General features: G+C 44.9%; 12 protein-coding genes. 5 read left to right on the top strand and 7 right to left on the bottom strand.

Translation table 11 applies throughout. From position 1 onward, the window contains the following. Nucleotides 1–30: 30 nt before the first annotated feature. Nucleotides 31–1,941, bottom strand: coding sequence for an ATP-binding protein (locus tag ACRC32_RS07055; RefSeq protein WP_250015814.1), 1,911 nt, complete (start codon nucleotides 1,939–1,941; stop codon nucleotides 31–33). Between the two features lie 320 nt (nucleotides 1,942–2,261). On the opposite strand from ACRC32_RS07055, the gene ACRC32_RS07050 reads away from it, so the two are divergent. Both ACRC32_RS07050 and ACRC32_RS07045 read left to right on the top strand, forming a co-directional pair. Beyond that, nucleotides 2,262–2,465, top strand: coding sequence for a hypothetical protein (locus ACRC32_RS07050; RefSeq protein ID WP_250015822.1), 204 nt, complete (start codon nucleotides 2,262–2,264; stop codon nucleotides 2,463–2,465). A gap of 193 nt (nucleotides 2,466–2,658) precedes the next feature. After that, nucleotides 2,659–3,549 (top strand): cyanophycinase, encoded by an 891-nt coding sequence (locus ACRC32_RS07045; protein ID WP_438553299.1) that lies wholly within the window; start codon nucleotides 2,659–2,661, stop codon nucleotides 3,547–3,549. Between the two features lie 141 nt (nucleotides 3,550–3,690). Here ACRC32_RS07045 and ACRC32_RS07040 read toward each other — a convergent pair whose 3' ends face one another. The 4 genes from ACRC32_RS07040 to ACRC32_RS07025 form a co-directional block, all read right to left on the bottom strand. Further along, on the bottom strand, nucleotides 3,691–4,857 hold the full coding sequence (locus tag ACRC32_RS07040) for a baeRF7 domain-containing protein (protein ID WP_438553298.1): 1,167 nt from the start codon (nucleotides 4,855–4,857) through the stop codon (nucleotides 3,691–3,693). 134 nt (nucleotides 4,858–4,991) lie between these two features. Next, nucleotides 4,992–5,603 carry a class I SAM-dependent DNA methyltransferase gene (locus ACRC32_RS07035; RefSeq protein WP_438553297.1) on the bottom strand — a complete coding sequence of 204 codons (612 nt, stop codon included), beginning with the start codon at nucleotides 5,601–5,603 and terminating at the stop codon, nucleotides 4,992–4,994. Nucleotides 5,604–5,689: 86 nt separating this feature from the next. Next, nucleotides 5,690–6,472 (bottom strand): PIG-L deacetylase family protein, encoded by a 783-nt coding sequence (locus ACRC32_RS07030; protein ID WP_438553296.1) that lies wholly within the window; start codon nucleotides 6,470–6,472, stop codon nucleotides 5,690–5,692. Then, nucleotides 6,456–7,682 (bottom strand): acyl-CoA dehydrogenase family protein, encoded by a 1,227-nt coding sequence (locus ACRC32_RS07025; RefSeq protein ID WP_438553295.1) that lies wholly within the window; start codon nucleotides 7,680–7,682, stop codon nucleotides 6,456–6,458. The genes ACRC32_RS07030 and ACRC32_RS07025 overlap by 17 nt, the downstream gene beginning before the upstream one ends. A gap of 215 nt (nucleotides 7,683–7,897) precedes the next feature. Between ACRC32_RS07025 and ACRC32_RS07020 the strand changes: the two genes are divergently transcribed. Further along, nucleotides 7,898–8,254, top strand: a complete 357-nt coding sequence (locus ACRC32_RS07020) for a hypothetical protein (protein ID WP_015153152.1) — start codon at nucleotides 7,898–7,900, stop codon at nucleotides 8,252–8,254. 139 nt (nucleotides 8,255–8,393) lie between these two features. Beyond that, complete coding sequence (locus tag ACRC32_RS07015; RefSeq protein WP_438553294.1) at nucleotides 8,394–9,485, top strand: spore photoproduct lyase family protein; 1,092 nt, start codon at nucleotides 8,394–8,396, stop codon at nucleotides 9,483–9,485. A 112-nt stretch (nucleotides 9,486–9,597) separates the two neighbouring features. Here the strand turns inward: ACRC32_RS07015 and ACRC32_RS07010 are convergent, their stop codons facing one another. Together ACRC32_RS07010 and ACRC32_RS07005 are read right to left on the bottom strand one after the other, a co-directional pair. After that, nucleotides 9,598–9,795, bottom strand: coding sequence for a hypothetical protein (locus ACRC32_RS07010; RefSeq protein WP_438553293.1), 198 nt, complete (start codon nucleotides 9,793–9,795; stop codon nucleotides 9,598–9,600). A 151-nt stretch (nucleotides 9,796–9,946) separates the two neighbouring features. Then, nucleotides 9,947–10,618, bottom strand: a complete 672-nt coding sequence (locus ACRC32_RS07005; RefSeq protein WP_438553292.1) for a DUF1614 domain-containing protein — start codon at nucleotides 10,616–10,618, stop codon at nucleotides 9,947–9,949. A 159-nt stretch (nucleotides 10,619–10,777) separates the two neighbouring features. Between ACRC32_RS07005 and ACRC32_RS07000 the strand changes: the two genes are divergently transcribed. Further along, nucleotides 10,778–12,187, top strand: a complete 1,410-nt coding sequence (locus tag ACRC32_RS07000) for a cytochrome P450 (protein ID WP_438553291.1) — start codon at nucleotides 10,778–10,780, stop codon at nucleotides 12,185–12,187. Nucleotides 12,188–12,303: the final 116 nt, after the last annotated feature.

Here is a 12,303-nt window from a genome sequence, read left to right as displayed (position 1 = left end):
GTCAAAAAGTAAATTAGCATCAGCGATCGACTACAAAATTGTCGGAATTTCCTTCAAATACACTCGGCTAAATGGTTCATCTACACCCAAAGTATATTGTTCGAGTAATCCCTGACGGCGAATTGAAACACGATCTCCCTGCTTGATGATTATAGTAGAGTCCTCAAAAACATCTCGCGCCAACATCATTTCAATTTCTGTGGGATTATCTAAAACAACCATATTACTGCCGTAATAAAACATCCCTTGAGCTGCTAAAACATCTTCCTCATACTCGACTATTAGTAGATCGAGTTTGGGATTGCGCAACAAATTTTGAACGTTTGTATTGTAATCTCGATGCAAAATCTTTTCTGCACGGTTGATATAAACGCCATCTCGACACACAGCACCAATGACCCAATCGGGGTGGTGAGATAAAATTTGGTCGATAGTTGTTTGTAGTTCCGCTACCTTAATTCGGTTAAAGGTAACTATCGGTATCCTAGCTTCAGTTCCTCCGTCAAAAAAGGTTTCTAAAATCTTTTCAGGTACGTCAACGCTCTCGCCTACGGCGGGGTTAAGATGCATAAAAATCCCAGGTGCAGCATTAATTTCGAGAATGCTAAAGCTGCTATCTTTCCAAGATTTTGCCAAATCTTCAGAAATGACATCGATTCCCAAACAAGTGAGGCGAAAATGCTGGGCGACATCTTGCGCCAGAATCATATTATCAGGATGAACTGTAGGTGTGGCATCAATACTTACACCACCAGAGGAAAGGTTGGCAACTTTACGCAAATACACTCTCCGTCCCTCTTTAATAACGCTGTCAAGAGATAAGCCTTGCTCCTCCAAATACATATCCATTGCTTCATCGAGCTGGATTTTACTCATGGCAGAAGTTGGCGTGTCTCTACGTGCATCGGAACGGTTTTCGCGATCGATCAGTTCTGAAATCGTTGAATATCCATCCCCAACAACCGAAGCGGGACGGCGTTCGGTCGCCGCGACAAATCGACCGTTGACGCACAGCAAGCGAAAATCAGCACCAGAGATGCTTTTTTCGACAATGATCCGAATTGGCTGTTCTTCTGGAACTGCTTTGACAGCGCGATTAAAAGCAGCTCTTAGCTCCTCAGAGTCTCTGACATCGGCGGTTACGCCAATCCCTTTATGACCGACAACAGGCTTGATGGCGACGGGATAGCCAATATCCTCCGCTGCATCTAAAGCTCCCTCGCGACTAGTGACGATTTCTCCGCCTGGAACTGGAAAGCCAAGGGTGGCTAGAAAAGCTTTACAGTCATCTTTACGGGTGGTAAAGTCCGAGTCTATATGGCTGTCGCCGTCAAATGTGGTTGCTATGCCACGCACTTGCTTGCGACCGTAGCCGTATTGCATCAGTCCTTCATCCCACAAATAAAAAGCAGGAATACCTTTTTCGTTAGCTTTGCGCAAGAGCGAGTAGACGGTAGGACCACCATAAACAGATCGACGAAAGATATTTTGTAAATTCCGCATCTGTTCGTCAAAAGCAATTTCTTCATCTAATGTCATGGCTTCAAACCAATCCCAGACGAAGTAAATAACCGATCGCGTCGTTCTAGTATGGAGCGACTGAATGCTAATTCTTGCCCCTCGTTCTAACGGTTTTACGTTCCAACAGTGGAAGTGCAAACCCATATCGAGTTTGCTAACTTCTGATAATGTCCGTGCAAACAAATGAGCGTAAGATTCGTATTTTTCCTCGCGCAGGTGAGGATAGCGATCGCTGATTTTTTCTACGTAATCTGCGATTTCTAGTGGTTCTCGATACCCCGTCAAAGCAAAATCAAAAGTACATGCTGCCCTATTTAAATCGTGATTAGAACCAATGGAATGTTTGAAGTTGAATAGATCGAATATATCGGTCTTTCTAGCATTAACGCGCACGACATCAGTACTTGTATCTATTACCATTTTTATCCTCCTTTTTTCAGTTATTCGGGAGCAATGAGCAGGGAGCAGGGAGCAGAGAGTATGACTTCTGACTTCCGCTTCCGACTTCTGTTCGCTACTCACTTTCTATAGATGTTCAAACTTTGTAAAAACGAATGACGAATGACGAATGACGAATGACGAATGACAAATAACCACAGCATCATCCGATTGATATATTCCCACTTGCAATTTATAGCAGATAATACGGTAGCGAAAAATACAACTTTGGAAAGGTGTAAGGGCAAGCGAAAATTATATATAAATAAAAGAATAAATAAATTGTTTGGAATCGTTGACATATGAAAGGTACAGCAACCGATCTAAGAAACGAAGTCCGATATCTGGCGGAGGAAGCTTTTCACCGCAAATTGATTTCCGGCTACGGTGACGGTGCAAATGAAAAAGAGTACCAAATTGTATTTAATGGTAAGCCTCGACATCTTTCTCTGGCACAAGCACGCTCTTTTCTCAGCGATTTAGTCTATCAGCGCGATCGCAATTAAAACTAAGAATTACATTACTGGACGTAGACCCTTTACAAGGGGTCTTTTTTTGTCCGTGGCGATCGCACCCGAATATGCTTACTATATTATTTTTAATGATTCTGTATCGAAATCTACCAAAAGACGGTTTTAACTAGAATATTTGTTATGTTTTCTTGAGAATACTCACTTAAAGTATGGTATGGATACGAATATGAGTAACAATCGGGGAGCGCTAGTCATTATTGGCGGTGCAGAAGATAAAGAAGGTGAATGCCAAGTTTTGCGGGAATTCGTGCGCCGTGCTGGGGGAACAAAAGCACGAATTGTGATTATGACGGCAGCCACGGAATTACCGAGAGATGTAGGAGAAAACTATATCAGAGTCTTTGAGCGTCTGGGCGCGGAAGATGCTCGTATAATTGACACCGAAACCCGTGAAGATGCTAGATCCTCTACTGCTATAGAAGCGATCGAAAAAGCCACGGGAATCTTTTTTACTGGCGGCGACCAAGCCCGGATCACCGATATTCTCAAAGATACAGACATAGATGCACTCATTCACAAGCGCTTTGGGGAAGGAGTGGTCATAGGAGGTACGAGTGCGGGTGCGGCGGTGATGCCAGATGTGATGATTGTTGAAGGAGACGGAGAAACTCATCCTCGCATGGATACCGTGGAATTGGGACCAGGAATGGCATTTTTACCAGGAGTGGTGATAGATCAGCATTTTTCTCAACGGGGACGGTTAGGACGCTTAATTTCGGCATTAGCACAGCAACCAGCCGTTCTGGGATTTGGGATTGACGAAAATACTGCTATGGTAGTAACCGATAGTCAATTTGAAGTGATTGGGGAAGGTTCTGTCACTATAGTTGATGAATCAGAAGCAACTTACACTAACGTAGGCGAGATCTTAAAAGATGAACCGCTGGCAATATGTGGCTCAAGACTGCACATTTTGCCCCACGGTTACAAATTCGATCTGAAAACTCGTAAGCCAATTCTGGAAAATTTGACCTCGGATAATTCAAATTTGGAAAGTTCAAACTCGAATAATGTTGTGAATAATGGCAATGTAGCAACTAGTCAGGCAACTGTCTAAAATCCCTAAAGGCAAATAGAATTCGCAGCTAGACAAACAAAGTCCGCGCAGGCGGACTTTGTTTGTCGAGTCACGACTTATAGTCGTCCAAAAGGATTGCTGGTAGGAGCGTACAGAGAAACCACTACGAATTCTATTCGCTTAGAAGCGGAAAATAGCTGCTGCTGGGGCAGAGGTAGGTAAATCCTCTGGTGCAAGAGCATAAACCGTACCACCATTCAAGAGAGTGTAGACGGCAGCAAAATCGAGCAGATCTTCATCGTCTGGTTCGGGTTCTGAGTGTAATTTCACTGCCATTGTCTCTGTATTGAAATCACCCCAAAGCTGGCGATCGCTAGCGACAAAGAGAGAATCTACTCGTTGGTAATAAGCGGCGGGAACGATTTCTGTTAAGTCGTCAGAAGCCTTGCCCGTACTAGCTCCTGCTAATTCTTGATATCGCTCCATTGCCTGCTGCTGTGCCTGGAGAAACTGCGGTTCTACCAACGACCAAGCGCGATCGCGCAGTTCTTCCGGCTTGACAATATCTACATTGACATTAATGCCTTCTTCTACCAAATGTTGGTAGCTATTAGCTTGGCGATAAATGGCAAATAGGTATTCTACACCTGCTAGAACGAGAGGTGCTGATGCAGTTTTGAGTTTTGGGTGTAAAGCGCGATCGATTAAATGGAAGAATTGTAAAATATCCTTCTGGTGTTCGTCGCGATCGGGGCTTCCTTGACCGTGAAATTCGCCAGGTTGTGATGCTGGATTAGTTCCTCTGCCTGTAGCATTTCGCTGTTGTCCTTCTCCAGCAGTTTCGTCGTATTGCAGTGCTGTTTGTAAATCTTTGGGTAGATTTTCCACCTCAATTTCTTTGATGCTGTAGCGCGTCGCTTGAAAAAATCTGACGTTATCTTGACTTAGCGCCAGCACGTAAAATCGCCCATTATTTTGAATGAGGGGTAGTAGCGGTTTGAGGTGAAATTGACCATCAACTACTACAATTTCTGGAACTTCGTCAGGCAGTAGATAGTAACGGAAGACATCTGGGGAGATAAAGATAACTAGTCCCCGCTCTTGATGTTCTTCCCAAAATTCAGGTGTATCTAGTTCGCGAGCAGCTTTGAGGAAGTCTACTGCTTCTGTATGGCGAATTCCTATTGCATCTAAGCGTTCCTCAGCTTGACGAATGAGATTCTTGAACCGAATTGGATTTTGTCTAACCTCTGTACTTCCTTTTTGCATTGGCATATACAAGGAGACACAGGGAGGTTTAGCTTTTGCAACTAAATTTTTGAGTTCATCTACAGTTAATAAAGGCATATGCAAAAATGGTCATTGGTCATTGGTCGTTGGTCATTTGTTGTTAGGCATCACAAATGACCCTTGAAATAGCGATCGCAATTCTAGTATTAGTTGTTATAGTTCTATTTCAATGCGAGACTCGTCAGCCTTCATCACTCTTTAGTGTGGAGATCTGCTTTTGCATCTTCCTTTTTCTCAAATAAATCGAGGCGATATTGTTCTTCTCTCTGTGCTTTGAGATGGCGCAGCTGAGTAGGGACTAGTTCTAAAAATGCTTCGTGGACTTCATCGCCGCTGAGTGGATAGTCTTTGGCGTAGAGAGTCCAGTGAACTAAGAGTAAATGTCCGCCTGGTTCTAGGTGAGACAGAATCAGTTGTTGTGCTTTTCTCAAGTCTTCCCAACACCAGTAATATCCGACTTCGGAAACTAGAGTTAGATCGAAGGTTTCATCGGGGTATTCTTGCGGTACTCCCATCAGTTGCAAGCGGACGTGTGGGAGAGATTCGCAACGTTCTATAGCACGGTTTAAGGCTGGTTCCGATAAGTCTACAGATAATAAGCGATCGCATTTATCGGCTAATTTTGCAGTTAAAACTCCAATCGAACAGCCAATTTCAAATGCCGAACGATAGCGCGATCTGGGTAAAGCGGCGAGTGTCGCAGCGTATTTATTTGCTTCGTATTCGCTGGTTTCAAATTTCCACGGATCGGGATCGGCGGTGTAAAGATTGTCAAAGTAACTGGCTGGTAAGGATTGTTTCATAATCTTGCTCTAAACATTCTTCCTAGATTCGATCCCCCAACCCCCTTAAAAAGGGGGCTTTATTATTCCCCCCTTTTTAAGGGGGGCTAGGGAGGATCTTCTTCTATATACACTTCCCAATCACGGGTAAAATTTGCTAGCATTTCTGGCGTGAGACGAAAGCCTTCTGGATCGTCGTCAATTAGATTTGTTGTCTGAGAACGATACGCTGCGATCGCCTGTTTTTTCAGTTCGACAACATCGCTGATATCTAACCGCCATGCTGTAATGCGATCGCTTGTTGCTAGATCGCTTCTTTGTGTTTCATCCCAATCCCAAATCGGGTATTCAATTAATCGAGGTGAATGTTTGGTGTGTAGGGGCGCACGGCTGTGCGTCCCTACGATGGCACAATGGACGATCTCCCAGGTAGCGCGGTGATCGGAGTGAGGATCGAATCGCCAGGGCAGAAACACTATATCGGGTTTTATGGCTGTAATGCGATCGCGACACATTTCGACTGCTGCTGCAAAATCGGGCATTTCTGGAGTGGGAATTGCCCCATCCGGTAATCTCAGAAAATCTACCGCAGATACCTCTATGCCTAAAGTCGCTGTAGCAGTGCGGGTTTCGGCTTCGCGCAGCGATCGCAACTTAGCCGCGGGATACTGGCGCGATCGCGGGTGAGACATCGTACCATCGCTGATAACTAAAACATTGACCCGACACCCTAAAGACTGTAATAGGGCGATCGCACCCCCACAACCTAAAGTTTCGTCGTCGGGATGGGGGGCGATAACTAATACGGATTTTGTGGCAATTTCAGCTACACTACGCCAAGGTAATATAGCCGGATCGCTAAACAGCGACTTATTAGTTATCGGACTCATAAGACCAGAGAGAGTGTGCAGGCGAGGATTCAGATAGAGCATACTGTCCGACATTAGCGATCGCCGCATCAAATGCAGGTTGACGCAGATACAATGTCAGATCTCGAATAATCCGTTCCATTGGGATTGGTGGTAGTAAACCCCGCGTCCCCACACAGCGTTCGCACAGTTGAATTACATCCATGCAGATTTGCTCGATCGCCGTGCGTACCATATTGGCATAGGCAACTAACTTATCTGCTTGTTCGTTGGAGGTATTGGCATCACCAGCAAAAGTAGGGGCGTATGCTTTGACTAAATCTGCTGCCCCACGCAACCACAGATTACCGCTTTCAATGGCGATCGCCATTTGCCCTACCCGCGTCTGTTGATACGGATCGAGAGTTCTGCCTAATTTGTTGAGATACTTGCGGGTTTCGTTAAATAATGCCTCTGCCCCACCTAATTGTACGGCAGCAAATCGAATGACTCCTGTTGTTAGCCAAGGCTGTCTGTAGTAGTCTCCTGGTTTGCCAATCAGCGCCCCAACATCCAGTTCTACCCCACTAAAATCTACCTTAAAGCTTGCCGTTGCCCGCATTCCTGAAGGTTGCCACCAAGCCGGATCGCTGACTGTAGCGACTTCTTCCATCGGGACGATACACATTTGCCAGCTACCATCTGGTAAAGCACCACTAGCAAAAGGACGTTCTACGTAGCCAGAACCAGAAGCAAAGGTTTTCGAGCCTTGCAACTGATATTTGCCATCTCCCATTGGGAAGATTTTCACGCCATCGCTAGCTTCGGCATTCCATACGCCAAATATTTTATGGCGATCGCGGGCATCGCTGGCATATGCTTCGATTTGTGCTTTCGTCCCAAATGTTTGAATTAATTGTAAGGCGTTAACGTGTCCCTCATAGATTCGCCCCACGGCAAGATTCCCGCGTCCGATCTGTTTGAGCAATTGCAACGTTTCCCAGGTACGGCTAGAGTCAATTCCTAACCCTAGTCCACCTAATTCTGGTGGTAATGGTGCTGCTAGTAAACCAGCTTGGGCGATCGACTCAAATTCTTTGACTGGAAAGGCTCCATTGATATCAATTGCCGCAGCGTTACTTGCACAGAAATCGGCAATTTCCTCAGCCCGTACCAGTAACTCAGCCAGAGATAATTTTTGGGGGCTGATTTCTTGGGTTGATAGTGGCGCGATCGGATCTACTTTCCTCACTGGCTCTTTCTGCAAACATCTATAACGATGATGTTGGCAATTTTACGAGAAAACATCTGTCTTCTGACACGCTTTGTCAGTCACTTAAGAAAGAATTATTGCTTAACGGCTAACACTACTAAAAACTCGTAAAACCCGCTCTATAGATATAGTTCAGGCGCATTTTACCTTTGTCATAATAGATATATCACATCAGACAGCTTTAGATCCACTGCATGAAAATACAGTCATCGGTGCTAGTACACCTCGGCTATGGCAAGTACGTCCGTTCCGACCAAGTGACATCGATTGTACCGATTGAGGAAGATCGGGGACCAGGACGGCGGACATTCGTACACCTTGAAGGGCAAGTCGATCCGGTTGTGGCTTCGCGTGCAGAAGACTCGATTGTCAGGGATTTAGTCCAAGAGCCACGCGACATTACCCAGTCTCGCCAGCAACAAGAGATATTACAAGATTTACTCATCGATCTGCAAAATATCAACCCGACTATTCGCCGGATTGTCCGCGATGAAGGTGAGTTAGATCTCGATCGCCTAGAACGACGAATTAAGGGAGCGATCGAAGAATAGATCTTTCCTTTTCTTAGCCCCCAATTCATCGGGGGTTGGGGGATCGCAGAACTACACAACTCACTCGAAGATCCCCCCTAGCCCCCCATCATCAGAGGGGAACCAGAGATCGTGCAAATAATATCAAACTTTTTCCAGCATGACGATCGCACAAGACAAATTCAATCAACCGTCTGCGCAAATGCAAGTCCGTTCGGCGCGATTGTGGATGCCAGAACGGGTCATATTTACTCCCGCAGCTTTAGCAGAACCATACGCTCAGCAGATTTTAGCACGGGTACAGGCGCTCAACCTACCAGTAGAAGAATTACCGCGCAACCGTTTGACAGGTTTGAGAAAAGAGAGCGATCGCGAAACCTACGATATTGCTAAGCGCACCCTCGCCGTTGTCACCGCACCACCAAGTGCTTTGAAACTCAGTCCTATTCCTCCTTCGGCTGACTGGCAGTTTCATCTGGCTGAAGGCTGTCCGGCACATTGTCAATATTGTTATTTAGCTGGAAGCTTGCAAGGTCCACCAGTCATTCGCGTTTTTGCCAATTTACCGCAGATTTTAGCCAATACTGCATCCTACGAGCAGCAAGGAAAAGCAACTAGTTTTGAGGTGAGTTGCTACACCGATCCTTTAGGGATAGAGCATCTCACGGGTAGTTTAGCCGAGTGCATCCGCCACTTCGGGACGCGCCAAGATGGATATCTGCGTTGGGTATCGAAATTTGACAACGTAGATAGCTTACTAGAGCTGCCTCACAACGGTCATACGCGCTGTCGCGTTAGCGTTAACGCCGCACCTATATCGGGAAGATTTGAGGGTGGTACGGCTTCTGTAGGCGCGAGATTGCAGGCGTTAAGAAAGCTAGCATTACCGCGATCGCAAGGTGGTGGCGGTTATCCTGTTGGGTTAGTCATTGCACCCATTATGGATATGGAAGACTGGGAATCGCATTACACTCAGTTATTTGATGCGATTAGCGAAGCCTTAGATTTCAATTGCGATTTGACTTTTGAACTAATTTCTCACCGCTTTACCCCTGGTTCCAAAGAAGTTTTGCTTTCTTGGTATCCTCAAACTAAGTTAGACATGGACGAGTCAAAGCGCAGCGTCAAGCGCAATAAGTTTGGTGGCACGAAATACGTATACGATTCTGACATGATGAGAGAGTTACGCAGATTTTTCGAGCGCCAGATTCAACAGCGTTTTCCTCAAGCAAAAGTTTTGTATTGGACTTAATTTGTCATCTGTCATTTGTCATTTGTGAGATTTGTTTACGGGCGGGTTTTGACGCAAAGTTTAGGGTTGAAGCCGTCAACTCTTTGCTAAATTCGCCCCTACACCTGACTTTTCATAAATGTTCTTTAGCCTTTTCATAGGCTATTTTTTGTTCTGGGGTTGCTGAGCTTAGACATTCTGCATGAATGCGTTCTAAATTGTCGATATATTCTTTGTTTTGGCTCAAAACTGAATTGTCGCGAGTTGAGTTAATTAGAGCTAGTTGCGCTCTTAATGGCAATTTACGAAAGGCTGCTAAACGGTTTTCCATGCTCATTTTTCAAGTCATCTCATGGAGTCAATATTTACTGATAATCGCCGACATCGCTTAGTTTGACAATAATGATTTTTCTGGCTTTGCTGATTCTACTGGAGAACTCATAGGGCGATCGTATATGCGTGACATCCAAGCAATCTAGAAACTACGATAGCAAAAGAGCAAATAAACCACACAAGGCAATTCCATCAAACACGCCAGCACCACCAATACTAAGAACTCCTGGTGTCATGCGCTGAATTTCTTTTAAGTGTAATATATCCGCACCGATTAAAGTTCCCAATACCCCGCCAGCAAAGGCAACGGGTGCGGCGTGGATTCCTCTCGTGATGAAAGCAGACGCGATCGCGGCTGTTAAAGGAGCCAACAGCGGATTCATTTGAATCCCAATTCCTGGTACGACATGGGCGGCATAATAACTTACAATTGTGACAATTGCAGTGACTAAAATAATAGCCAGTTGATTAGCATGACGAAATTGATATAAAGCTAAAAGAACGGGAATTAAACCACCACCAATATTTAAGGCTACGATGGTTTTTTGATGAATACGTGGTAGGGGAATACCAAAAAATTGTCGCACCCACAGATCGCTGTAACTATCTATAATTTCGACTTGAGATTCTACCTTGTATAAAGGAATATTGATTGTGCTACCAATAATTATTGCTGCTAATAAAAATAGAGCAGCATTGGCAGAAAACCCTAATTTTTCTACTGCTATTTGCACGACATCAAGCGTTAAGGCAAACCAAACAAAAGGAAATACTAATAATAGTAAAATAAACAGCAATATGGAAACAGGAAGGTAGAACATATCAGTTGTCAGTTGTCAGTTGTCAGTTGTCAGTCGTGTTGGATTAGCTAACCGCTACAGCTATAGGAGTATTAGAATGAAACAGTTATTGGTGACTGGCGGCTATTGGCTAGAATAGCTTCCTTGTCTTCCTTGTCCCCCTTGTCTCTCTTGTCCTCTATGACACGATTACCCGATGGTCCCAGCGGTCCGCCTTGGCTGCGGAGACTGAGATTTATTAATTGGATCTTACGCCCGTTTGAGGTGATGGAAGCACGGGCGAAGAAGTATGGAGATATTTTTGCGATCGCCAAGAATGCTTCGCCGTCGATGGTATATTTGAGCAATCCAGCCGCGATCGAGCAAGTCTTAGGTACAAATCCAGAGTTGTTTGATACTAATAGCGGTAACGATATTTTACTACCGCTATTGGGCGCAAACTCGCTAATTTTACTCGGCGGGATGAAACATCAGCGTCAGCGTAAGTTATTAATGCCACCCTTTCACGGCGATCGCTTGCGAACTTACGGACAAACTATTTGGGATATTACTACACAAGTTACCAGTCAGTGGCAAGTAGGACAATCGATAACCGTTCGTGCTGCGACACAAGAAATCTCGATGCGCGTCATCCTCAGCGCTGTTTTTGGTTTGGATGGTGGAGAACGTTACGATCGCCTGCGAAAATTGCTAACTTCTATGTTAGAAACCGTCAGTTCCCCTGTAAGTTCCTTGGTACTGTTCTTCCCATCCCTACAAAAAAACTGGGGAAAGTGGAGTCCTTGGGGTCTATTTTTGCAGATGAAACAGCAAATCGATGAGTTGTTGATAGCAGAGATTCAACAAAGACGTGAAGAGATGTTACAGGCAACGTCTCTACAACGCGATGATATCCTTTCTTTACTATTGGCAGCGCGAGATGAAGCGGGTCAACCCATGACCGACGAGGAATTGCGCGACGAACTGCTAACTTTGCTATTCGCCGGACACGAAACAACTGCTTCAGCACTTGCCTGGGCATTATATTGGCTCGATCGCCTGCCGGAAGTCAAAGAAAAGTTACAAGCGGAAATAGACTCCTTGGGAACTAATCCCGATCCGAGTGCGATCGCTAAATTACCTTACTTGAATGCTGTTTGTTGCGAAACCCTCCGCATTTACCCAATCGCGATTAGTCCCTTCCCGCGTATTCTGAAAGTCCCGATGGAAATTGGCGGCTATCAGTTGGAGTCAGGTGCGATCGTGGTGATTTCTATTTATCTCACCCACCAGCGCGAGGATCTCTATCCTCAACCTAAAAAATTCATTCCAGAACGGTTTTTAGAACGGCAATTTTCTCCTTACGAGTATTTACCATTTGGTGGTAGCAATCGCCGCTGTATCGGTGCAGCTTTTGCCTTATTTGAAATGAAATTGGTATTAGCAAATATCCTGTCAAATTACGATCTCACATTAGCTAGTAACCGTCCCGTTAAGCCAACTCGTCGCGGTTTAACAGTAGCTCCTCCAGCTAATATGAAAATGGTCGTGCAGCAAAAGTCAAAAGTGAAAAGTCAAAATTCAAAAATATTGCTGACGAGCGATCGCTAAGCTACCAAGATGACACTCAAAAATTTAAATAATGCATTAACTGGGAAATAATCTGACCTGGAAGGGACAATCGTTTTTGAAAATCAACTAAATTTCGATAAGCACCAGCCATCTGA

Source organism: Chroococcidiopsis sp. (genome assembly GCF_051657925.1).
Taxonomy (GTDB): Bacteria; Cyanobacteriota; Cyanobacteriia; order Cyanobacteriales; family Chroococcidiopsidaceae; genus Chroococcidiopsis.
This window is presented reverse-complemented; position numbering and strand designations above follow the sequence as displayed.